The sequence below is a fragment of the Arthrobacter sp. B0316-5-4 genome (assembly GCF_059090325.1).
Genome location: NZ_JBNHFN010000004.1, coordinates 306,239 through 326,729, shown reverse-complemented (window position 1 = coordinate 326,729; position 20,491 = coordinate 306,239). Strand labels below are relative to the sequence as shown.

The window sequence follows — 20,491 nt, the reverse complement described above, 5'->3', positions numbered from 1 at the left end:
TCCTAGGATGGGATCATGACTGACACCTGGCTGATTGTCGGCCTCGGCAACCCCGGCAGCGAGTACAGCAACAACCGGCACAATGTGGGCCAGATGGTGTTGGATGAGCTGGCCTCACGCATGGGAGGGAAGTTCAAGACCCACAAAGCGCGGGCCCAGGTGGTGGAGGGCCGGCTGGGTATTGGCGGACCGCGGGTGGTGTTGGCCAAGCCCATGACGTACATGAATGTTTCCGGCGGCCCGGTTGCCGGATTGTGCAACTTTTTCGACATCGCCCCGGACCACGTCATCGCTGTCCACGACGAGATCGACATCCCTTTTAACACAGTCAAGCTAAAAACGGGTGGCGGTGAAGGCGGACACAACGGCCTTCGGGACATCTCCAAAGCCCTCGGCACCAAGGACTATTACCGCGTCCGCGTGGGCGTTGGAAGGCCGCCGGGACGAATGGAAACCGCCGACTACGTCCTGCGCGATTTCGGCACTGCGGAAAAGAAGGATCTCCCGTTCCTCCTGGACGAAGCAGCCGACGCCGTGGAGCTGCTCATGGACCAGGGACTGTTGGCGGCGCAACAGAAACACCACCCCGCCAAAGCTTGAGCAAATCTTGAGGAAAGCCTGATCAAAGCCTGACGGTCCCCAAGACCCTAAGGCCTACACACTGTCGGCGCCCGAAGGTAGTGTGCATGGTACGCAGAAAAGCGGTGGGGGACTGTCGCGGATGTGTAGCTAAGGATGCGGATGTCGGCGGAGTTGCTAAACAGGAGCGGTGGAGGCGCAGCGAGGGCTGCGGCTCCTGACCTTGCGGGCGGCGCAACGGATCGGCAAACGTGGTCGCTCCTGGCGCGAAGCCATGATGTGTCCAGAGCCGCAAAGTTCCTGGAGTCCCCGGACTCCTTCGGCGTGGTCCTGACCGGTGAGCGGGGGATCGGCAAATCCGGCGTCGCACGGGCTGTCGTCTCATCGCTGGGGCCCAAGGTCCACAGCCTGCAACTGCGCAATACCGTTGCCGGCGGCCAAACCCCCTACGGCTGCCTGGGCTTCCTCCTGGCGCGTTTGCCTTCCGAAGCCGTCAGTTCGCCAACGGGCATCCTGCACGCCGTGACCAACCTGATCCGCACTGAAGCTGCAGGCCGGGACACAGTCTTCATCGTTGACAACGCAGGCGGCATGGATCCCATGAGCACAGGGGTCCTGTTGAACCTCATGGCCACGGGAACCGCCAAAGTGATCGCCACCGTGCAGCGCGCAAGCGAACTCCCGGCCGACTTCCACCGGCTGGTTCTTGAGGGCGAGTTGGCCGAAGTTCATTTGAACACGCTCAGCGAAGAACAGACCAAGCAGGTGCTCGGTTCCGTCCTTGGCCACTACGTCTCTTCCACCTTGGTAGGTTCGCTGCACTCTGCCGTGGGCGGTAACCCGATGCTGCTGCACGCCCTCCTGGAGGAGCAACGGCATACCGGCAACCTGGTCCTCAACGATTCCGTGTGGACGCTCCGCGACCGGATCAAGCTCGAAGGCGCAACGGTGGTGGAGGACTTCGTCCGTTCCAGGCTGGCGCGCGAACCGCAAGCCAGCAGGACCGTCGTCGAAATCCTGGCTTGCGCAAAGCGCGCAACACTCGTGGACCTGGCAGCACTCTTTGACACCGAAGTCCTGGTGGACATGGAAGAGCGTGGGCTGCTCACAGTCGAACGCGGCGAGGCGCATTGGGTCTCGCTGCGGGACCCGTATGTGGGAGAGGTTGTCCGGGGGTGGCTCAATACCCGCCGGATGAGGGAGCTGCGGCTGATGCTCCACGGCCCCAAAGAGCCTGAGCTTCAGGGGCTGGCCCCGCAGGACCTGCTGAGCTACGCGGCCTGGATGCACGCCTCCGAGGACGAGCCCATGCCCTCTCCTTCCCTGGCCCTGGCCGCGGGCAGGGCGGCTTTGGACGACTACGACCCCAACTTCGCGATCCAGTGCACGCAGTCCCTTGACCCGAAGGACAGTGAGTGGGTTCCCGGACAGCGCCTGAAAGCTGCTGCCTATCTCATGCTGGACCTTCCCCTGCACGCAGCGCAGGCACTGGATGAAGTCTCCGAGCCGCATGTTGCTGCCCTGGACCCGCTGGAGTTCGCTGAATTCACGGCGTCGAAGTGCCAGGCCATGACGTGGATCGACGGCCGGTCGGCCCTGGTTCCCGGCGTCATCTCGGACGGGCAGGAAACGCTGGAAGCCATGGACGGCTCACACCCGCCAGGGACCATGGCCCGGGCACGCAACCGGCTCCAGCTTTGCAGCTACGAGTACAACACCTACATGGGTGAATATGCGGCCATGATCGATTCCCTGGAAGAGGAGCTGGCCAAGGACCCCGCAGAGGACCACGAGCACTGGCTGCGGTCGTCCCTGTTCCTGGTGGAGGCCCGCTGCATGCTTGGCAGGGAGCTTGATGCCCAGGAGCTTGCCCGGACCGTTTCCCGGCAGCTTGGCGACACGGACCGGCCTGCCCAGCTCGAGGAAGCCTTCGCCAGGCACGCGTTCCTGGTCCTGTTGCTCTCCGGACAGTGGCGGCAATGCATAGAGCTCATGCGCCGCACCCCCTCGCGATCTTCCCGCCTGCAGTACAGGGGTGCGCTCACCGAATTGGGGATCGGATTGGCCTACGCTTACGCCGGCAAGCCAGCCAGCGCAATCGAACCCCTGCGGTCCGCCGTTGCGCAATTGGAGCTGCGCCCGGCCATGAACATGAACAAGGTGGGTTATGCGGCCACCGCGTTCGCCTACGCCCAGCTGGGCAATGCGGTGGAGGCGGGCCGGTACTTGGACCTTTACCGCACCTGCCGTGGTGTTGGAACCTACTTTTCGGAGTCCGTGGCCGAGTTCTGCGCTGAGATGGCTGGGCGGTGGATGGGGGACCGGGACGTCAAGCAGCGGCTCCTGGCCCGGGTCCGCAACGACATGGAAAACCAGCGGTACACCACGGCCGGCATCTGCCTCTTCGGTGCAACAGTGGAAGGCACGGATGAGGAATACCGGCTCCTGGAGGACATTGCCACCCGCCGCCAAGGGCCGTTGGCCAGGATCTCAGCGGACCTGGCACGCGGAGCGCTGAACAAGAGCTCCAAGTCGATGCTGGCCGCCGCAGACGCAGCCTCGGCGCTGGACCTGCTGGTTGTCGAAGCGCGCTGCGTGGCCATGGCCCTGGACTTTGCACGCGATGCCGGTGAGTCGACTGCTGCCCGGACAGCCCAGTTGAGGCTCGAACGGTTGGAGCACTCGGTTTCGGCGCTGCCCATCCAACCGCGTAGCGACGCGCCGGTGTTGACGGAGCGGGAACGCCAAATTGCTAAACTCGCGGGAAAGGGTGTCAGCAATCGCGAAATCGCGATGGATATTGGGGTGTCTGTGCGAACTGTGGAAGGCCACCTGTACCAGGTGTTCACCAAGCTTGGTGTTTCGTCTCGAGGCGAGCTCAATGGGCTGCTGTGAGGTTGGACCAGGAAACCCCGTAAGGCCGGCACGGATTGCCCATGCAGGCTGAGCACCTTGTTGGCCGGGACCCAGAGCTTGCCTTGGCCACGGAGATATTGCGCCAGGAGGGTGCGGGGGCTGTGCTCCTGGTCGCGGATCCCGGTATTGGCAAGACTGCCTTGGCGGCCGAGATCGCTGCCCGCCTCGCCGGGGAAATGGTGGTGATGCGGATTCACGGCAGTCCCGCACTGTCCTCTGTTCCCTACGGCGTCCTGGCTCCCTACCTGCTGGACCTTCCGGTAGGGCAGGCCACGTCCCCGGTGGCGATCCTCCGCGAGTTCTGGTCGCAGTTCGAGAGGCGTCGTGGTGGGGAAGGTGCCCGCCTGCTGCTGATCGTCGATGACGCCCATGACCTTGATGAAGGCAGCACCCAGATCCTGGCCGAGCTGGTGACGGCAGGCTGGGCCCGGCTGGTTGCTACCAGCAGGCCGCGTCCTGGCTTGCCGCCGGCTTTGCTCCAGCTTTGGTATGACGGACTGGCCGAGCGGTTGGAACTGCACCCCTTGGAGAAGGAGAAGGTCACTGAACTCGCCGAGAAGACACTCGGCGGAACAGTCATGGCAAGCGTCGCTGAGGTGCTGCACACCCTTTCTGAGGGAAACCCCTTGCTGCTGCGTTGCTTGCTGGACGATTCCCGGGCCGATGGGAACCTGGTGCGCCGGAACGGTATCTGGTTCCTGACGCGTGCCCTCACCGGGAGCGGCGAAGGCTTGGCCGAGGTTGTGTGGAACAGGGTCCTGCGGACCAGCGAGGCTGAACGGGAGGCCATGTACGTCATTGCGCTGTCCGAACCCGTCCCTGCCTCGGTGTTGGACGCACAGGTTGGCAGGGACACTGTGAGGGCGTTGGTGGACAACCGGCTGGTGGTATCAACCAATGGGCCCGGCAGCCCGCTCAAAATGTGGCATCCCATGTACAGCGAGGCTCTTCGCCAGATCGTCTCGCCGGCCCGCAGCCTGCAGATCCGCCAGCGGATGGTGCAGCACCTGCTCTCGGAGCCGCCTACGGCTGAGGGCTTGCTCCGCATGGTGAGCTGGGCGCTGGACTGCGGTGCCGACGTCGAGGATGAACAGTTGCTCCAGGCTGCCTTCCTCGCCGCCAAGCTGCTCCAAAATCCGTTGGCCATGGCAGCAGCCCGCAAAGTCCGTTCGGACGCGCTTCAGCCGCGTGCCCGTGCGGTGATGGCGATGGTCCACTATAACGACGGCGACTTCCGCAGCGCCGCGCGCTTGTTGGAGGTGGACTCCGGGTTCCTGGACGCCGACCCGTCGGGACCCCTGGGAGCCGGCCTGTTGTGGGCCGCAGCCAGGACGGCAGCCGGGGATTCTTCTGAGTCGATCGTGGCTGAGGCCCGGTCCGCTGCGGCTGCCCTGGTGAAGGGTCTTCCGGAGACCATGACTGCGCATGTCGGCAGGCAGGCCCGGGCGTTGGAGTTAGCCGCGCTCGCCTATGACGGGCAGTATGCCGAACTCCGCGAAGGTTTGGAACGCTTTGCGGTGGACCTCGAAGCGGACCAACCGGATTTCGTCATGAACCGGCTCTTCCTGCTGGCCATGCAGTGCGAAGTACTCACCGCCGAAGGCCAGGCTGTGCAGGCAATGGAGGCCGGCCGGGAGGCGTTGTCGCTCCTGGACGGGCGGACGGAGGACCTCCTCTACTTCCGTGACTTCGTGGTGGTCCGCTATGTGTTCGCGGCTTTGGAGTCCGGAGATTGGGATGCAGCCAACTCCGCGCTTGACCGTTACGCCGCAAGCTCGGCCATGGGCCTCATTGTTTTCGGTGGAGGTATCCAGGCCCTCAAGGGGTTGTCGTTGCTTCGGCAGGGCCGGTTGGAGCAGGCCACTGAGCTGCTGACCCCGGCCGTGGAGGCCCTCCGGGTTTCTGATCCTCAACGCCTGGGTGGATTGGGCGCCGCCCTGGCGCTGTATGCCGCGGCGAGGTCCGGTGATACCGCCCTCGCCCAGCGCCTGGCAGGGGAGCAGGACACCAACGGGTCGGGAGGCGCATATGTGGAGGCCCTGGCCGAGATCTTCAGGCTGGCCGGCAAGGAACTCGTTGAGGAGGGCTCCGGCTTGCCGACACTGAGGGAGATCCCCGGGTCCAAGCCCGTACACGGCCTGCCAGGGGTCTTACTCCAGAACCTTGTCCTCAGGGCGGAACTCGGGGACGTGCAGGCCATGGAGTCCATCAAGGAAACGGCGTCATCGATGGCGGGGGCTTGGGCGGCCGGCTGGCATTCGCTGGCCTCGGCCCACCTGGCCGGTACGGGCCAAGGATTCGTCAATGCAGGGAACTTGTTGGCCGCTGCCGGAATGCCGGGCCCCGCGGCTGTGACTTTCGACAGGGCCGCGGCAACGTTCGACGCCGAGGGCAAACGCCCCGAGGCCAGGCAGGCGGCGGTCCTGCGGGACGTCAGCGAGGCAAACCTGGGTGACGCACTGGTCCACGATCCACACGCCGACGCCGACCGGTCGGTCCCGCTGACCCGACGCGAGCAGGACATCGTTGCGTTGGCCGTCGCCGGACTGACTGACCGGCAGATCGCCGAGAAGCTGATGGTTTCGGTGCGTACCGTTGAAGGGCACCTCTACCGGAGCTACGCCAAATTGGGTATCCGCCGGCGCGAAGACCTGGGTGCTGCCGTCCGTCCCTGACTGGACCCGACCGAGTACCTGCATGCAGGATCCCGCGCTACTTGCGCCGGGATCCTGCCGCATTTAACCATTCACTGGAGTAATACGCGGATGTCCGGCGCCCAAACCAAGTAGTGCCCGCCCAAGGGACTGAGTACAACACAGTATCGGGGTCCCAAAAGCCCCCCAACTATTCGAGTACCAACTACTGATGTACGGGATTTCCGGTCCCGGCAGTATTGATCTTGGAAGAACGGTTCAGCCCCAAGCATCACCGGGATTCCGAAAGTCGCATCATCCGCATCGGTGGTCTCTAGAGCCGATGCTCCGGCCACCGCAAGGTGGTTCGGCCCTGGACGAAGCCGGCGGCGACAGAGTCTTCTGAGACCGAGACTCTCCCCCCAGCCGTCGCCGGCTTCTAGGCCAGGGACCCGCGAATCGCGGAAACCCCAAACTTCCCGGACCATGGGACTGCTTCTAGTGGAGTGTGCATGCTGCCGGATCCTTGGCTGGACGAAGAGACCGTCACAGCCGGACTGCGGCCATCGCCCATCCCGGACCGGACACAATTGCTGGACATCATCCTTTCCTCAGTACCGTCACCATCAACCAACGGAATCGTGGTTGCAGGCGACAGGGGATCGGGAAAGACCCACCTGCTGCTCTCCGTCAAGGCAGGACTGCCCGAGACCATGGATGTCCGTACTTTTGCGGGCAAGCCGGAATTGAAGACCATCCGGTATGGCGCATTGGGGGCCTTCGAAGCCGACGGCGGCGATTCCGTTCCGCCGGGCCTGCACGTCCTCCGGGCCCTCACCAGTTCGCTGGGGCCGGCCGAGCACCTGTACACCCCTCCTCCCGGACGACGCCGGAACAGGAAGCAGGCAAGGCCACCGCTGGTCCTGCTGGTGGACGACATCCACCACATCGACCCGGCGTCGTTGGCGGTCCTGTTGCAGCTCATTCCGGGCTTCGGGGCCACCTTGGTTGCAACCGCCGACAGCCGCCGTCCGCTTCCCCAGGATCTCTACCAGCTCTGGGAGGACGGCTTCCTGGAGCAGTACTTCCTTCCCCCTTTCACATTCAGCGAAGCGCACGCCCTCTGCGAGGCGGTACTCGGCGGGCAGGTCCAGCGACGGGCCAGCAGCCTGCTCTCAGCCATGAGTGGCTTCAACGCGGGGCTGCTCTGCCTGGCGATCGAAGACGCCCGAAGCGCCCGATTACTGGTGCAGCGGGAGGGCTTCTGGACCATCAACGTCCGCGCACACTGCGGGTGGCCTCGGGTTGTTGACCATGTCCGCACGGAAAATGCCGCGAGGACTTCCGAAGAACGGCAGGCCCTGGAACTCGTTGCGCTCGCCGAACCGGTGGGCCTGGACGTCGTGGAGCGGCACTTTGGCCAACGGGCCGTGGAGCACCTCCTCGCGATGCAGTACATCAGGATGCTGGCCGGCAGCCCCCCGCTGCTCCGCACAAGTTCGTGGTTGCGTGGTGAGGCGACCCGCCTGTCGGTTCCCCGGTCCCGGAGCCTGGCGTTGCGCCTGGGAATCGAGGAGCCGGCGCTCACCAGGGAATCAGCACCCACCCTGCTGCGGTGGATGACGTGGACCCTGGACTGTGGACTGACCCTTTCGGATGAACTGCTCCTGGCTGCGGCGCCTGCTGCTGACAAGCCGTCGACGGCGGAACTTGCCATGCGGGCTGCGGCGGCTGTGACGGGTCCCGGCCACCGCGACGAAGCGAGGCTCCTCAGGGCCAGGGCGCTGCTCGCCGAGGGCCAGCTTCGCGAGGCCGCACCCGAACTCCGTGAACTGGCTGAAGGCGGGGAGTCGCCGGCCGTGCAGTCCAACGCCACGCACCACCTCATGGCGCTGGAACTCCTCGGAGCCGTTCCCCTCCACGGGCCGGCTGCCTCGGACGCCACGGAACCGTGGTCCTTGGTCACCGGCAACGTCCGGGACGCCGAACGGCTCCTGCTCGCCGGTGCTGCGCCGGAGGCACTGGAAAGGTCCGTAGCTGCGATGGCGGCACTCGACGCGGACCCGGCCTTGGCGATGTTCCGGCCCGCAGTTCTCCTCCGCCACGTGATGTGCCTGCGCTACAACCTGGCGTGGGACAACATCGACGCACTCCTGGAATGTCCCACCCCCTACGCCCTGCCGGCAAACCTGGCTTTGTGCATGGACGTTGCCCGCGGCTATGCCCTGTTGGGCCAAGGCCTTGCCCGTGCAGCGCGCAGCACCTTGCGGCCAGTGCTGGCAGAATTGTCCGACGCCGGCCTGCCGCCGGTACTCTCGCTGGCCGCCGCGTTGCTGGCCTACTCGGAGGCCCTGTGCGGCAATCCGGAGGCGGCTTTGGAACGGGCCGCGCAAAGCGGGGTCGCGCTTACCGGGCATGACCCCGAGGCGTTGCTGCCCCGGCTCAGCGCGCTCTACGTCGCTGCGGCCCGGGATTGCGTCTCAGGGCGGGATCACGACTCCGGCCAGTCAGCGCACTTGCTTCAGCTCGCAGGAGAGAGCCACCCCGAGGGGGCCTTCTTGATCGAAGCTGAGGCGTTCTCCCTCATGACGCTGGACCCAAACAGTACCGCCGTCGACGATCTGGACATCCAGCGGCAGCTGGCCGAGGCAGCCGCGGCCCTCCATGGGGCGGCGGGCGCCTCGTTGGGGACGTTCGCTACAGCGTTGATGGGTGACGAGCCCAAGTCGCTTGAGGCAGCGGGCCGGAGCCTATCGGCCGACCGGCTCTTTGCCCACGCCGCCATGAGCTACTTGCGGGCCGCGCGCGGCTACGAGGCAAAGACCCGAAGTGCGGCCAGCCGCCGCGCCACGATGCTGGTCAACAGGTTGCTCATAGCTTTTGACAGCGGTGTCGTTCCGCCGCTGGGGTGGGCACCGGGGAGGGCGGGGAGCTGACGTGCTGTAAGGCACACCTGCTGCCCCGCACGCCGGAGGTCTCCGTGGGATAATAAGGAGTCCCTGAAGGATTTCCAAGGAGCGTCCCTTGACTGCCGTATCAACTCCCGCCTCACTTCTACGGTCCGTGCCTGCCATGGACAATGCGGAGGTGTTGCGGATCCGGAACGACTTCCCGGTGCTGGATCAGTTGGTCAACGGCAAGCCCTTGATCTACCTCGATTCCGGGGCCACGTCGCAGAACCCGCTCAGCGTGATCGAGGCCGAGCAGGAGTACTACGAGCAACGCAATGCCGCCGTTCATCGTGGGGCGCACCACCTGGCTGTCGAAGCCACGGAAGTGTTCGAGGATGCCCGGCAGACTGTCGCGGACTTCATCGGCGCCAACTATGAAGAAACAGTGTGGACGTCCAACGCCACCGAAGGCCTCAACCTGGTCAGCTACGCCCTCTCCAACGCCGCGTTGTGGGCAGCCCAGGGGCGTGGTGGTTCTGCCTTGAAGGAACTCGCCCTTGGCCCTGGGGACGAGATCGTGGTCACCGAGATGGAGCACCACGCCAACCTGATCCCGTGGCAGGAGCTCGCCTTCCGGACGGGCGCCACGCTCAAATACATCCCCATCACCGACGACGGCGCGCTTCGGCTGGATGTTGCGGCGGAAATCGTGGGGGAGCGGACCAAAGTACTGGCGTTCTCGCATGCCTCCAACGTCCTGGGCACCATCAATCCTGTGGCGGAGCTCGTGGCCCTGGCTCGTCGCGTCGGTGCTTTGGCAGTGCTCGATGCCTGCCAGTCAGTGCCGCACATGGCGGTCAACGTCAAGGCCCTGGACGTCGACTTCGCTGTGTTCTCCGGCCACAAGATGCTGGCACCGACGGGCGTCGGCGTCCTGTACGGTAAGCAGGAACTCCTCGATGTCCTCCCGCCCTTCCTGACCGGGGGTTCCATGATCACCACGGTCACCATGGAACGGGCCGAGTACCTGCCCGCCCCGCAGCGGTTCGAAGCCGGAACCCAGCGCATCTCGCAGGCCGTGGCCTTGGCAACGGCCGTAAATTATCTCTCCGAAACGGGCATCGACCGTATCCACGCATGGGAATCGACCCTGGGCCAACGGCTGGTCAAGGGGCTCGAGAGCATCGACGGCATCCGCGTGGTGGGCCCTCCCCCCGGCGCTGAGCGCATCGGACTGGCCGCCTTCGACGTCGCCGGCGTGCACGCCCACGACGTCGGCCAGTTCCTTGACGACCGCGGAATCGCGGTTCGCGTCGGCCATCACTGCGCGCAGCCCCTTCACCGCCGCTTGGGGTTGACGGCCACCACCCGCGCAAGCACTTACCTCTACAACACCACGGACGACGTCGATGCTTTCCTTGACGCCGTTTCCGGGGTCCGGGCCTACTTCCAGGCCTGAACACCGGGTTTCCACCCCCAGATACTTAGTTAGGCATCAGCGCATCATGAGTCTTGACCAGTTGTACCAACAGATCATCCTGGACCACTCCAAGCAACGGCACGGCAGCGGGCTCGCGGAAACCGCAGCTCCGGCCGGCGCCACCACCGGACAGTCGCATCAGCTGAACCCGGTCTGCGGGGACGAGGTCACGTTGCGGCTCGCTGTGTCGGACGGAACCGTTCAACAGATCCGTTGGGATGGCGCGGGTTGCTCCATCTCCATGGCCTCTGCTTCGGTACTCAGCGACATGGGTGAGGGCATGTCGGTGGAGGAACTGCACTCGGTGATCGAGAACTTCCGGGAGGTCCTCCGTTCGCGCGGAAAAGTCCAGGCAGACCCCGAGATCCTGGGCGATGCCGCCGCGTTTGAAGGCGTCGCCCGCTACGCGGCCCGCGTCAAGTGTGCCATGATCTCCTGGGTCGCGGCCGAGGACGCCCTCGACCAGGCCACCACCACCTAGCCTCCGCCGCAGCGGCCCCGCACTCAGGTGCGGGCAAAGACGTCAGGCACGCCGTCGCCGTCGTCGTCCCGTTCTTCGTCCGCCTGGACCTGGCGGTACCGCCGGTTGCGGGCCTTGAGTACGACGGCGGCCAGCAGCGCCGAGATCAGGGAACCTGCCAGGATGGCCACCTTGGCGTGGTCGTTGTGCTCGGAACCTGCACCGAAACTCAGCTCGCCGATCAGGAGCGAGACGGTGAACCCGATGCCGGCCAGCAGAGCGAGCCCGAAGAGGTCGATCCACGCAATGCCCGAGTCCAGGCTGGCGCGCGTGGTCTTGGTGACCAGGAACGTGGTTCCGAAGACGCCCACAGCCTTGCCCACCACCAGGGCCGCCACGATGCCCAGGGCAACCGGGTCCTTAAGCGCCGCACCCATCCCGTCGAGTCCGCCCAGGGCTACGCCAGCGGAGAAGAACGCAAAAACAGGCACCGCGAAACCTGCGGAGAACGGCCTGAGCTTGTGTTCGATGTGCTCGGCCAGGCCTTCGGCGGGTTCCCCCTTCTTTCCGCTGGCAAGGACGGGAACGGCGAAGCCCAGCAGGACTCCGGCCACAGTGGCATGGATACCGGAGGCGTGGACGAATCCCCAGGTGGCAAGGGCCAGGGGGAGCAGGAGGTACCAGTTGCGGATCCGCTTCTGGACGAGGAACGCGAACAGGCCAAGGGGAACCAATGCTGCCACCAGCATGAGCGGCTGCAGCCCTGTTGAGTAGAAGAACGCGATGATGCCGATGGCGATGAGGTCGTCCACCACGGCCAGTGTCAGCAGGAATGTCCGTAGCGCCGCGGGGAGGTGCGTGTTGATCACAGCAAGGACGGCCAACGCGAAGGCAATGTCAGTGGCCGTGGGAATCGCCCAGCCCTGGAGGGTTTCCGGGCTGCTGAGGTTGAAGAGGACATAGATCAGGGCCGGGACCAACACGCCACCGACGGCTGCTGCCACCGGGACCACTGCCCGGGCCGGTTTGCGGAGTTCACCGGCGACGAATTCGCGCTTCAGCTCAAGGCCGGCGAGGAAGAAGAACACGGCCAGCAGCCCGTCCGAGGCCCAGTGGCCCAGGCTGAGTTCAAGGTGCCACGGTTCGTAGCCGATCTTAAAGTCGCGGAGGGCGAAGTAACCGTCCGCTGCGGGGGAGTTCGCCCAGATGAGCGCAACCACCGTGGCTGCCAGGAGCAGGGCGCCACCGACGGTTTCGGTGCGGAGGATGGAAAGGATGCGCCGATACTCGGGGTAACTGGACCGGGCAAAGACTTTGCTGGGCTGCCGGGGGGCTGCGGGGGGTTTCTGGGCCACGAAGGGCTCCTTAACTCGCGGGAATCAGTCGGTCAAAGGGGAGCACAATGACTCCGCCGACCAGACTTCCCGGCACACCAATATCCATCTTACCCAACCAAGGGACAGCACGTGTTCCACTGAGGACTCAATGGAGCATGTGCTGTCCCCCGGTGGGGTGGGGACTACGTTAGGCGACCAGGCCTGCGACGCCAATGGCCGCCGTGGCCAGGCCAAGCACCATGGAGATGGTGACCAGCACGACGTGGACCGTGAGGAACTTGGTTGCCTTGCCGGCAGCGTCCCGGGCGCGGGGATCCTTCATGACGCGCTTCAGGAACTGCGGCCAGACAGCCAAGGACCAGACGCCGGCAACGATCAGGACAACGGCCAGGATCGCCGGAATCTCCACGCTAGTGGCTTTCGAGCCAGGCCTGGGCCTGCTGCGACTGGATGTTCAGGGCCTTGCCCACCATGGGCTCCGCGGCGTCGGCGATCTTTCCGCCCAGGAACGGCACCGACGAGGACACGGTGCCATCGAGTTCGATCCGCGTGCTGGTACCGTCGGCTACCAGTCGCTGGACGGCCGTCACGTCAAGGGGAGCACCGGAGATCTTCAGCGCAATGTTGCTGGAGCGTGAGCCGTCAGCAGCAGGAGCTTCCCACTGTTCCTTCTGGGTGACCGTCAGGGTTTCGCCGACGAACTTGCGGGCAATGTCCGGCAGGCGGGTGGTGGGCAGGGTGCGGACCGTGGTGGTGTTGAACGCACCTGCGGGGTCGCCTTCGATAGTGAACGATTCCAGGGAGCCGCCAACCAGTTCGCTGGTGTGGCGCAGGAAATCCTCGTCGATGAATACGGCCGCTACGCGGTCGACACTGTGCGGCAGGGTGGTGGATGCACTCAGGGCCATGGGTCCTCCGTGGATGGTGTTGGTGAAGCTTCTTAGCTCCCAAACATCCTACGGGGTCTGGGTGGACACCCCTGAACCCTGCTCCTGCCCGGCGTCCTGGAGCGTGGTTGCGGCCGCCGAAATGTTGCGGGCCATGGACGGGAAGATGAACCCGTGGAACGGGTACACACCCAGCCAGTACAACCGGCCCGCCAAACCGCGGGGGAAGAAGATGGCGCGCTGCCTGTAGAGGCTGCCGTCGCCGTCGGGCTCAACACCCAACTCCAGCCACGCGCCGCCGGGAGCCCGCATTTCAGCCCGCAGGCGGAGCAAATGTCCGCGGTCGATGGCTTCGACGCGCCACCAATCCACCACCTCGCCAGTGTTCAGCGTTTTCGGGTGTCGTCGGCCACGCAGCAGCCCGGCCCCACCCTGCAGCTTGTCCAGCCAACCGCGGACGCGCCACGCCAAGGGCAGTGAGTACCAGCCGTTCTTGCCACCGATGCCCTCGATGATGGTCCATACGTGTTCCGGTTTGGCTTCGCTGTGGAAGGTCCGCTCGTCCAGGAACACTTTGTAACCGGCCCAATTGGGGTCGCTCGGCAACGGGTCGGCGTCGATACCTGCGTTGGCCCAGGTGGTCTCCACCTGCCCGTCCCTCTCCTTACCCAGCGCCAAAGCGACGGCACGCCGGTACGGCGTCAGTCCGCCGTCGGGCTGCGGAATGTAATGGTCGACGTCGTGCTCCCGCGACACTGCGTCATGCTGCAGCGACTGCACCAACGGCAGGGACATGGACAACGGAATGGGGGTTACCAGCGCAACCCAAAGCCCGGCAAGCTTGGGTGCTGGAACAGGGAGCGCGATGACCAGGCGGCGGGGGAGCCCGCGTTCCACGGCGTACTCGTTCATCATCTCCTTGTACTTCAGGACCTCGCGCGAACCGATGTCGAAGGAACGGTTCAGTTGCTCCGGGAGGGCGGCGGCCGCTACCAGGTAGTGCAGGACATCCCGGACCGCAATGGCTTCGATGCGGTTGTTGACCCAGCTTGGTGCCGGCATGACGGGCAGGGTGTCGGCGAGGTGCCGGATCATTTCAAAGGAGGCGGACCCCGAACCGATCACCACACCGGCCTGGAACACGATCGCATTGACCGGGGATTCGAGGAACACCTTGCCCACGGTCTCCCGCGAACGCATGTGGGTGGACAGTTCCGTGTTCTCCGGGTGCAGGCCGCCCAAGTACACGATCCTGTCCACACCAGCCTCCGCCGCTGCTCCAGCGACGAGCCGCGCCATGGCTTCTTCCTTGGCTTCGAAACCGCTGCCCGAGGCCATGGAATGCACCAGGTAATAAAGGACCTCCACACCGCTGAAGGCGTCGGCCAGACCTTCGGAGTCGGACAGGCTGCTTTCCACGATCTCGACGTCGTCATGCCACGGCACGTCCGCGATCTTCTGCGGCGTACGGACCAGGACTTTGACCCGGTGGCCCGCTTCGAGGAGCCGGGGAACCAGCCGCCCGCCGATGTAGCCGGTGGCGCCCGTGACCAGCACGGTCCTGGGCTGTTGGGGGTTATTGGAATGCGTCGCTTCGGAAGGTTGCAAGAGAACTCCTGTGGCTGGGGGAGGGGTAGGCTGGAATGACCCGGCATTCTGACGAATTTCCGGGCATTTGTGTTGCCTGCCCTTGGAACCACCCTAGGAGTTTCAGCCATGAGCCTCAACGGTCTGCGCCGCGCACTGGCGGAGGACAAGACTTTCGCGCGCGTCCGAACGGAGGCGCAGAGGGACTTTTCCGACCGCAACAGCGACTACCAGATCAGCGCTCCCACGGGCATGCGGGCCGTCCTGCTTGCCGAAATGGCCGATGCCTTGGCCCAGGCTGCTGCCGATGGCGCGAGCGCTCCGGTGGTCCTCGCCGTCACCGCGACGGGCCGCGAAGCCGAAGACCTCACCGCAGCGCTCGGCTCCTACCTTCCCGTCGACACGGTGGCCACCTTCCCCAGCTGGGAGACCCTCCCACACGAGCGGCTTTCGCCGCGATCGGACACCGTGGGCCGCCGCCTCTCGGTCCTGCGCCGCCTGACCCACCCTGAAACCTCGACGGCGGCCCCGTTGCGTGTAGTGGTTGCCCCGGTCCGCGCCGTGGTCCAGCCCATCGTGGCCGGCCTCGGTGACCTGGTGCCCGTGACGCTGCAGGTGGGGCAGGAACGCTCCTTCACAGAGGTGGTCCGGGCACTTTCCGATGCCGCCTATGCCCGGGTCGATATGGTGACCCACCGCGGCGAGTTCGCCGTCCGCGGCGGCATCATTGACGTTTTCCCGCCCACAGAGGACCACCCCATCCGGGTGGAGTTCTTCGGCGACGAAGTAGACCAAATGCGGTGGTTCGCCGTGGCCGACCAGCGCTCGCTGTCCGCGCCCGGCATCCACCACCCAACGGAACTTCATGCCCCGCCGTGCCGGGAGATCCTCATTACGCCGTCGGTGATGTCCAGGGCCGCCAAGCTCAAGGCGGACATGCCCGCCGCGGCCGACATGCTGGAGAAGATCGCCGGTGGCATCGCGGTAGAGGGTATGGAATCCCTGGCTCCCGTGCTGGTAGATGCCATGGTCCCGTTCGTGGACCAGCTCCCTGCGGGTTCCTTGTCGGTGGTCATCGAACCGGAAAAGGTGCGCACCCGCGCGCACGACCTCGCGGCTACCAACGAAGAGTTCCTGGAGGCTGCCTGGTCAACGGCGTCCGACGGCGGTGCGGCGCCCCTTGACCTGTCCTCCCAGGCCTCCACCGACCTGCACGCTGCCAGTTTCCGGTCCCTGACCGACACCCGTTCCGCGGCGCTTGAACACGGCGTGTCCTGGTGGTCGATTACCTCGCTTGCGTCCGACGAGGACCTGGTCCTGGATATCGACGTACTGAACATGCGTGCCCGCGAACCGCGTGGGTACCAGGGTGACGTGGCCGAAATGCTGGAATTCATCGGCTCACGTGTCCGCGAGCAGTGGCGCGTTGTCGTAGTTACCGACGGCCCGGGCCCCGCCCAGCGCCTCGCCGAGCTGTTCCACGACGCCGAAATTCCCTGCTCGCGCGTGGACTCCCTGGATAAGGAACCCCAGCCGGGCATCATCGAGGTGACCACCGCCGCCGTCGGGCGTGGTTTTGTCCTGGACGGCCTGAAGCTGGGCCTGCTGACCGAGGCCGACCTGTTGGGGCGCGCCACCGCGGGTTCCACCAAGGACATGCGTCGCATGCCCTCCAAGCGACGGAACGCAGTGGACCCGCTGCAGCTTCACGCGGGCGATTTCGTAGTGCACGAGCAGCACGGCATTGGCCGGTTCGTGGAGCTGATCCAGCGCAAGGTGGTTGGGACATCGTCCTCCGACGCCGGGCTTCGCGAGTACCTGGTGCTCGAGTACGCACCTTCCAAGCGCGGCGCCCCGGGAGACCGGCTCTTCGTGCCCACCGACCAGCTGGACCAGGTGACCCGTTACGTCGGCGGCGATGCGCCGGCACTGAGCAAGATGGGCGGGGCTGACTGGGCGAGTACCAAATCCAAGGCCCGCAAGGCCGTCAAGGAAATCGCCGGTGAGCTGATCCGGTTGTACTCTGCCCGCATGGCATCACGCGGGCATGCCTTTGCCCCGGACACCCCATGGCAACGTGAACTCGAAGAAGCTTTCCCGTACGTCGAAACTCCGGACCAGCTGACCACCATCAACGAGGTCAAGGCCGACATGGAGCGGGAGATCCCCATGGACCGGCTGGTGTCCGGCGACGTGGGCTACGGCAAAACCGAGATCGCCGTCCGTGCCGCATTCAAAGCAGTGCAGGACGGAAAGCAGGTGGCGGTCCTGGTGCCCACCACGCTCCTGGCCCAGCAGCACTACGAAACCTTTACTGAACGCTTCTCCGGGTTCCCTTTGCGCGTGAAGCCGCTGTCCCGCTTCCAGAGCACCAAGGAAGCCAAGGAAACAGCAGAGGGGGTAAAGAGCGGTGCCGTGGATGTGGTGATCGGCACCCACCGCCTGCTGTCCAAGGACTTCGAGTTCAAGGACCTGGGCCTGGTGATCGTGGACGAGGAACAGCGTTTCGGCGTGGAACACAAGGAAGCGCTTAAGAAAATGCGCACCAACGTGGATGTCCTGGCCATGAGTGCCACCCCCATTCCACGAACACTGGAAATGTCGTTGACTGGCATCCGTGAAACCTCCACCCTTGCCACCCCGCCCGAAGAGCGGCACCCGGTGCTGACGTACGTTGGCCCGTACACCAACAAGCAGACCTCCGCCGCCATCCGCCGTGAACTCATGCGCGAAGGACAGGTGTTCTTCGTCCACAACCGGGTGTCCTCGATCGAGCGGATCGCTGCCCAGATCCGCGAGCTGGTACCGGAAGCCCGCGTGGAAGTGGCACACGGCCAAATGTCCGAAAGCCGCCTTGAGAAGATCATCGTGGACTTCTGGGAGAAACGGTTCGACGTACTGGTCTGCACCACCATCATCGAGACCGGCCTGGACATCTCCAACGCGAACACCCTGATTGTTGATGGTGCGGACAAGTACGGCCTCTCGCAGCTCCACCAGCTGCGTGGCCGTGTTGGCCGTGGCCGCGAACGTGCCTACGCCTACTTCCTCTACCCTTCGGAGAAGCCGCTGGGCGAGGTTGCCCTGGAGCGCCTCAAGGCCGTGGCGGCGCACAACGAGCTCGGTGCGGGCATGCAGTTGGCCATGAAGGACCTCGAAATCCGTGGGGCGGGCAACCTGCTCGGCGGCGAGCAATCAGGCCACATCCAAGGCGTGGGCTTCGACCTGTACATCCGCCTGGTGGGCGAAGCCGTGGCTGAGTACCGCGGCGAGGCCGAAGAGAAGGCCGCCGAGATGAAAATCGAGCTGCCCGTCAACGCCCACCTGCCGCACGACTACGTGCCCGGCGAAAGGCTGCGCCTGGAGGCCTACCGCAAGCTGGCTTCGGCCATCACTTACGAAGCCATCGATGAGGTCCTGGCTGAGCTCGTTGACCGCTACGGCGAGCCTCCGTTGCCTGTCCAGAACCTCATTGCCGTGGCCCGCTTCCGCGTGGGCGCCCGCGAAGCCGGGCTGTCCGACGTCGCTCTCCAGGGAAACTTCATCCGCTTCTCGCCGGCGCAACTGCCTGAGTCCAAGACGATGCGCCTGAACCGGATGTACCCGGGTTCGCAGGTCAAGCCTGCACTGGACGCCGTGCTCATTCCGAAGCCGAAGACGGCCAGGATCGGCGGGCGGGACCTCCAGGACGCCGACATCCTGCAATGGGCCAATTCAGTCATCGAAGCGATCTTCACCGACGTGCCCGTCAAGGCAGGCTAACCGGATGATGGGAGGACACCACGCCGCGTCGGGAGCCGCGGCGTGGATAGCTATTGCCTCGACCGGCCCTTACGCCCTGGGCTGGTACCCGCTCGATTCCACAGGAATCCTCATTGGAGCCATGGCGACGGCGGGAACTGCGCTTGTGTGCGACTGGGACCACCGGCACAGCACCATCGCGAATTCGCTGCCGCCGCTGTCCAATGTGATCGCGGTGGGGATCGAAAAGGCCAGCGGCGGGCACCGGCAGGGGACCCATTCGCTGCTTGGTGCTTCGGCGTTCGTGGTCCTCGCGGCGATGGCGGCCCAGTTCCAAATGGTGACACCCGTAGGAAAACTCTCGATCGGCGCCGGGTTGCTGTGCATGTTCATGATCAACCTCGCGGCGAAGGCCTTGAACCTGTTTCCCAAATCCGGCTGGATAACCAACTGGCTCTTCGCTGTGGTGATGGCGGGCTTGGTGACCTGGTTTGCGCCGGACCAGTGGGGATGGTTGCCGCTCTCCATGCTCACCGGCGTCGTGATCCACATTGTGGGCGACATGATCACTGTGGGAGGCGTACCGCTCTTGTGGCCGATAGTGATCAAGCCTCCCAAATTCCTGCGGAAATCCCTGGTCAGCGGAATTTGGCGGGCCAACGGCGCGTTTTCGATTCCCCTGCTGGGCCGGGCCGGTTCGCGGAGGGAATGGCTTGTGCTGATTCCGGTGAGCGGCTATGCCATGGTGGGGATGGGCGTGGCGGCCTGGACCCTGGCGCAAGAGCACTGGCCGGGCATGCTTGCGGCGTTTGGAGGCGTCCTGCCGATGCCTTGAGGCGACAAGGTTCTGCGAGGCGATGCGAGGCCAGGGCCGCCAAAGCATCAGGGCCGCCAGGGCCGCCAGACCCGCCAAGAGCCGCCAAACAAGAATGGCCCGGGCAGATGCCCGGGCCATTCTTGGGAAGTAAGGGGTTTAGCTTTCGCCAGCGGAATCCGAGCGGCCCAGAATGGTCTGCGGGATCCAGAAGGCGAGGGCGAACAGGCCCAGGCAGACGGCCATCGGCCACGGGTTTTCGAGGCTGAGGAAGGACAGAGAGTAGATAGCGCCCAGGAAGAGCACAATCATCACCAGGAACAGGACAATGCTCTGGCCCAGGTTGTTCTCACGCTCGATGGGGGCGCTGGTTGCGTTCTTGGACATTCGTTCCTCCTCGGCCCCGCAGGGCTCAAAATCTCTGGCGGTCGGGAAGCCTCAGTAGGCTGATGAACCTTGTTCACCCTTGACGATTGCAATTCCGGAACTCGCTCCGATACGTGTTGCACCAGCTGCAATCATAGCCTGTGCATCGGCCAGCGACCGCACCCCACCCGAGGCTTTGACGCCCAGTTCCGGTCCGACTGTCTTGCGCATCAGGGCGATGTCTTCGGCCGTGGCGCCGCCACCGTTGAACCCGGTGGAGGTCTTGACGAAGTCTGCGCCTGCTTCAACGGCGGCTTCGCAGGCGATGACCTTCTGCTCGTCGTCCAGCATGGAGGTCTCGATGATGACCTTGAGGATTGCTTCACCGGCGTGCACCGTTTCCGCGACAGTCCGGATATCGTCCACCAGGGCGCCCTTGTCTGCGGCGCGCGCAGCAGCCATGTTGATCACCATGTCGATTTCGTCGGCCCCATCAAGAACGGCGCCGCGGGCCTCGAATGCCTTGACGTCGCTCGGCGTGGCACCCATCGGGAAGCCGACGACGGAGCATGTCAGGACTCCTGAGCCCTTGAGGGCCTTGGCGACGGTCTTGACCCAGATGGGGTTCACGCACACCGACTTGAACTTGTATTCGACGGCTTCGGAGCACACTTTGAGGATGTCCGCCTCGCTCGCCTCGGGCTTCAACAGGGTGTGGTCGATGTAGGAGGCGATGTGTGCCGGGGTGGCGGCTTCGTTGCTCATGGGATCCTTCCGTGCAGGGCGTGGCCGGCCCGGTG

14 protein-coding genes are annotated in these 20,491 nt (G+C 65.0%); 8 read left to right on the top strand and 6 right to left on the bottom strand.

What is annotated here, in order from left to right; all coding sequences use genetic code 11:
• The first annotated feature begins 15 nt into the window (after positions 1-15).
• From pth to sufU, 6 genes are all read left to right on the top strand, one after another.
• Positions 16-600, top strand: coding sequence for an aminoacyl-tRNA hydrolase (gene pth / locus AC5RU9_RS13450; RefSeq protein ID WP_211713196.1), 585 nt, complete (start codon positions 16-18; stop codon positions 598-600).
• 135 nt (positions 601-735) lie between these two features.
• The gene (locus AC5RU9_RS13445) at positions 736-3,474 is read left to right on the top strand and encodes a helix-turn-helix transcriptional regulator (RefSeq protein ID WP_494016835.1); all 2,739 of its coding nucleotides are present in this window, start codon (positions 736-738) and stop codon (positions 3,472-3,474) included.
• A 41-nt stretch (positions 3,475-3,515) separates the two neighbouring features.
• Positions 3,516-6,170 (top strand): AAA family ATPase, encoded by a 2,655-nt coding sequence (locus AC5RU9_RS13440; protein WP_494016834.1) that lies wholly within the window; start codon positions 3,516-3,518, stop codon positions 6,168-6,170.
• Positions 6,171-6,640: 470 nt separating this feature from the next.
• Positions 6,641-9,064 carry an ATP-binding protein gene (locus tag AC5RU9_RS13435; RefSeq protein WP_494016833.1) on the top strand — a complete coding sequence of 808 codons (2,424 nt, stop codon included), beginning with the start codon at positions 6,641-6,643 and terminating at the stop codon, positions 9,062-9,064.
• A gap of 88 nt (positions 9,065-9,152) precedes the next feature.
• Positions 9,153-10,478, top strand: coding sequence for a cysteine desulfurase (locus AC5RU9_RS13430; RefSeq protein ID WP_494016832.1), 1,326 nt, complete (start codon positions 9,153-9,155; stop codon positions 10,476-10,478).
• A gap of 46 nt (positions 10,479-10,524) precedes the next feature.
• Positions 10,525-10,980, top strand: coding sequence for a Fe-S cluster assembly sulfur transfer protein SufU (gene sufU / locus AC5RU9_RS13425; RefSeq protein WP_494016831.1), 456 nt, complete (start codon positions 10,525-10,527; stop codon positions 10,978-10,980).
• Between the two features lie 23 nt (positions 10,981-11,003).
• On the opposite strand, the gene nhaA is transcribed toward sufU, so the two are convergent.
• The 4 genes from nhaA to AC5RU9_RS13405 form a co-directional block, all read right to left on the bottom strand.
• Positions 11,004-12,314, bottom strand: coding sequence for a Na+/H+ antiporter NhaA (gene nhaA, locus AC5RU9_RS13420; RefSeq protein ID WP_494016830.1), 1,311 nt, complete (start codon positions 12,312-12,314; stop codon positions 11,004-11,006).
• 169 nt (positions 12,315-12,483) lie between these two features.
• Positions 12,484-12,705 (bottom strand): SCO4848 family membrane protein, encoded by a 222-nt coding sequence (locus AC5RU9_RS13415; protein ID WP_211713203.1) that lies wholly within the window; start codon positions 12,703-12,705, stop codon positions 12,484-12,486.
• 1 nt (position 12,706) lies between these two features.
• Positions 12,707-13,204 carry a DUF2505 domain-containing protein gene (locus AC5RU9_RS13410; protein WP_211713204.1) on the bottom strand — a complete coding sequence of 166 codons (498 nt, stop codon included), beginning with the start codon at positions 13,202-13,204 and terminating at the stop codon, positions 12,707-12,709.
• Between the two features lie 48 nt (positions 13,205-13,252).
• Positions 13,253-14,791, bottom strand: coding sequence for an SDR family oxidoreductase (locus AC5RU9_RS13405; protein ID WP_494016829.1), 1,539 nt, complete (start codon positions 14,789-14,791; stop codon positions 13,253-13,255).
• A 108-nt stretch (positions 14,792-14,899) separates the two neighbouring features.
• Between AC5RU9_RS13405 and mfd the strand changes: the two genes are divergently transcribed.
• Positions 14,900-18,532 (top strand): transcription-repair coupling factor, encoded by a 3,633-nt coding sequence (mfd, locus tag AC5RU9_RS13400; RefSeq protein ID WP_494016828.1) that lies wholly within the window; start codon positions 14,900-14,902, stop codon positions 18,530-18,532.
• A gap of 4 nt (positions 18,533-18,536) precedes the next feature.
• The gene (locus AC5RU9_RS13395) at positions 18,537-19,346 is read left to right on the top strand and encodes a metal-dependent hydrolase (RefSeq protein ID WP_494016827.1); all 810 of its coding nucleotides are present in this window, start codon (positions 18,537-18,539) and stop codon (positions 19,344-19,346) included.
• 138 nt (positions 19,347-19,484) lie between these two features.
• Here AC5RU9_RS13395 and AC5RU9_RS13390 read toward each other — a convergent pair whose 3' ends face one another.
• Both AC5RU9_RS13390 and deoC read right to left on the bottom strand, forming a co-directional pair.
• A complete protein-coding gene (locus AC5RU9_RS13390) occupies positions 19,485-19,712 on the bottom strand; it encodes a hypothetical protein (RefSeq protein WP_211713208.1) in 228 nt (75 codons plus the stop codon).
• A gap of 51 nt (positions 19,713-19,763) precedes the next feature.
• The gene (gene deoC / locus AC5RU9_RS13385) at positions 19,764-20,456 is read right to left on the bottom strand and encodes a deoxyribose-phosphate aldolase (protein ID WP_494016826.1); all 693 of its coding nucleotides are present in this window, start codon (positions 20,454-20,456) and stop codon (positions 19,764-19,766) included.
• Between the last annotated feature and the right edge of the window lie 35 nt (positions 20,457-20,491).

Excerpts from the sequence above, each read along its gene's own strand:
- pth (WP_211713196.1), top strand. The coding sequence starts at position 16 with ATGACTGACACCTGGCTGATTGTCGGCCTCGGCAACCCCGGCAGCGAG.
- AC5RU9_RS13445 (WP_494016835.1), top strand. The coding sequence starts at position 736 with ATGCGGATGTCGGCGGAGTTGCTAAACAGGAGCGGTGGAGGCGCAGCG.
- AC5RU9_RS13440 (WP_494016834.1), top strand. The coding sequence starts at position 3,516 with ATGCAGGCTGAGCACCTTGTTGGCCGGGACCCAGAGCTTGCCTTGGCC.
- AC5RU9_RS13435 (WP_494016833.1), top strand. The coding sequence starts at position 6,641 with ATGCTGCCGGATCCTTGGCTGGACGAAGAGACCGTCACAGCCGGACTG.
- sufU (WP_494016831.1), top strand. The coding sequence starts at position 10,525 with ATGAGTCTTGACCAGTTGTACCAACAGATCATCCTGGACCACTCCAAG.
- AC5RU9_RS13410 (WP_211713204.1), bottom strand. The coding sequence starts at position 13,204 with ATGGCCCTGAGTGCATCCACCACCCTGCCGCACAGTGTCGACCGCGTA.
- mfd (WP_494016828.1), top strand. The coding sequence starts at position 14,900 with ATGAGCCTCAACGGTCTGCGCCGCGCACTGGCGGAGGACAAGACTTTC.
- AC5RU9_RS13395 (WP_494016827.1), top strand. The coding sequence starts at position 18,537 with ATGATGGGAGGACACCACGCCGCGTCGGGAGCCGCGGCGTGGATAGCT.
- AC5RU9_RS13390 (WP_211713208.1), bottom strand. The coding sequence starts at position 19,712 with ATGTCCAAGAACGCAACCAGCGCCCCCATCGAGCGTGAGAACAACCTG.
- deoC (WP_494016826.1), bottom strand. The coding sequence starts at position 20,456 with ATGAGCAACGAAGCCGCCACCCCGGCACACATCGCCTCCTACATCGAC.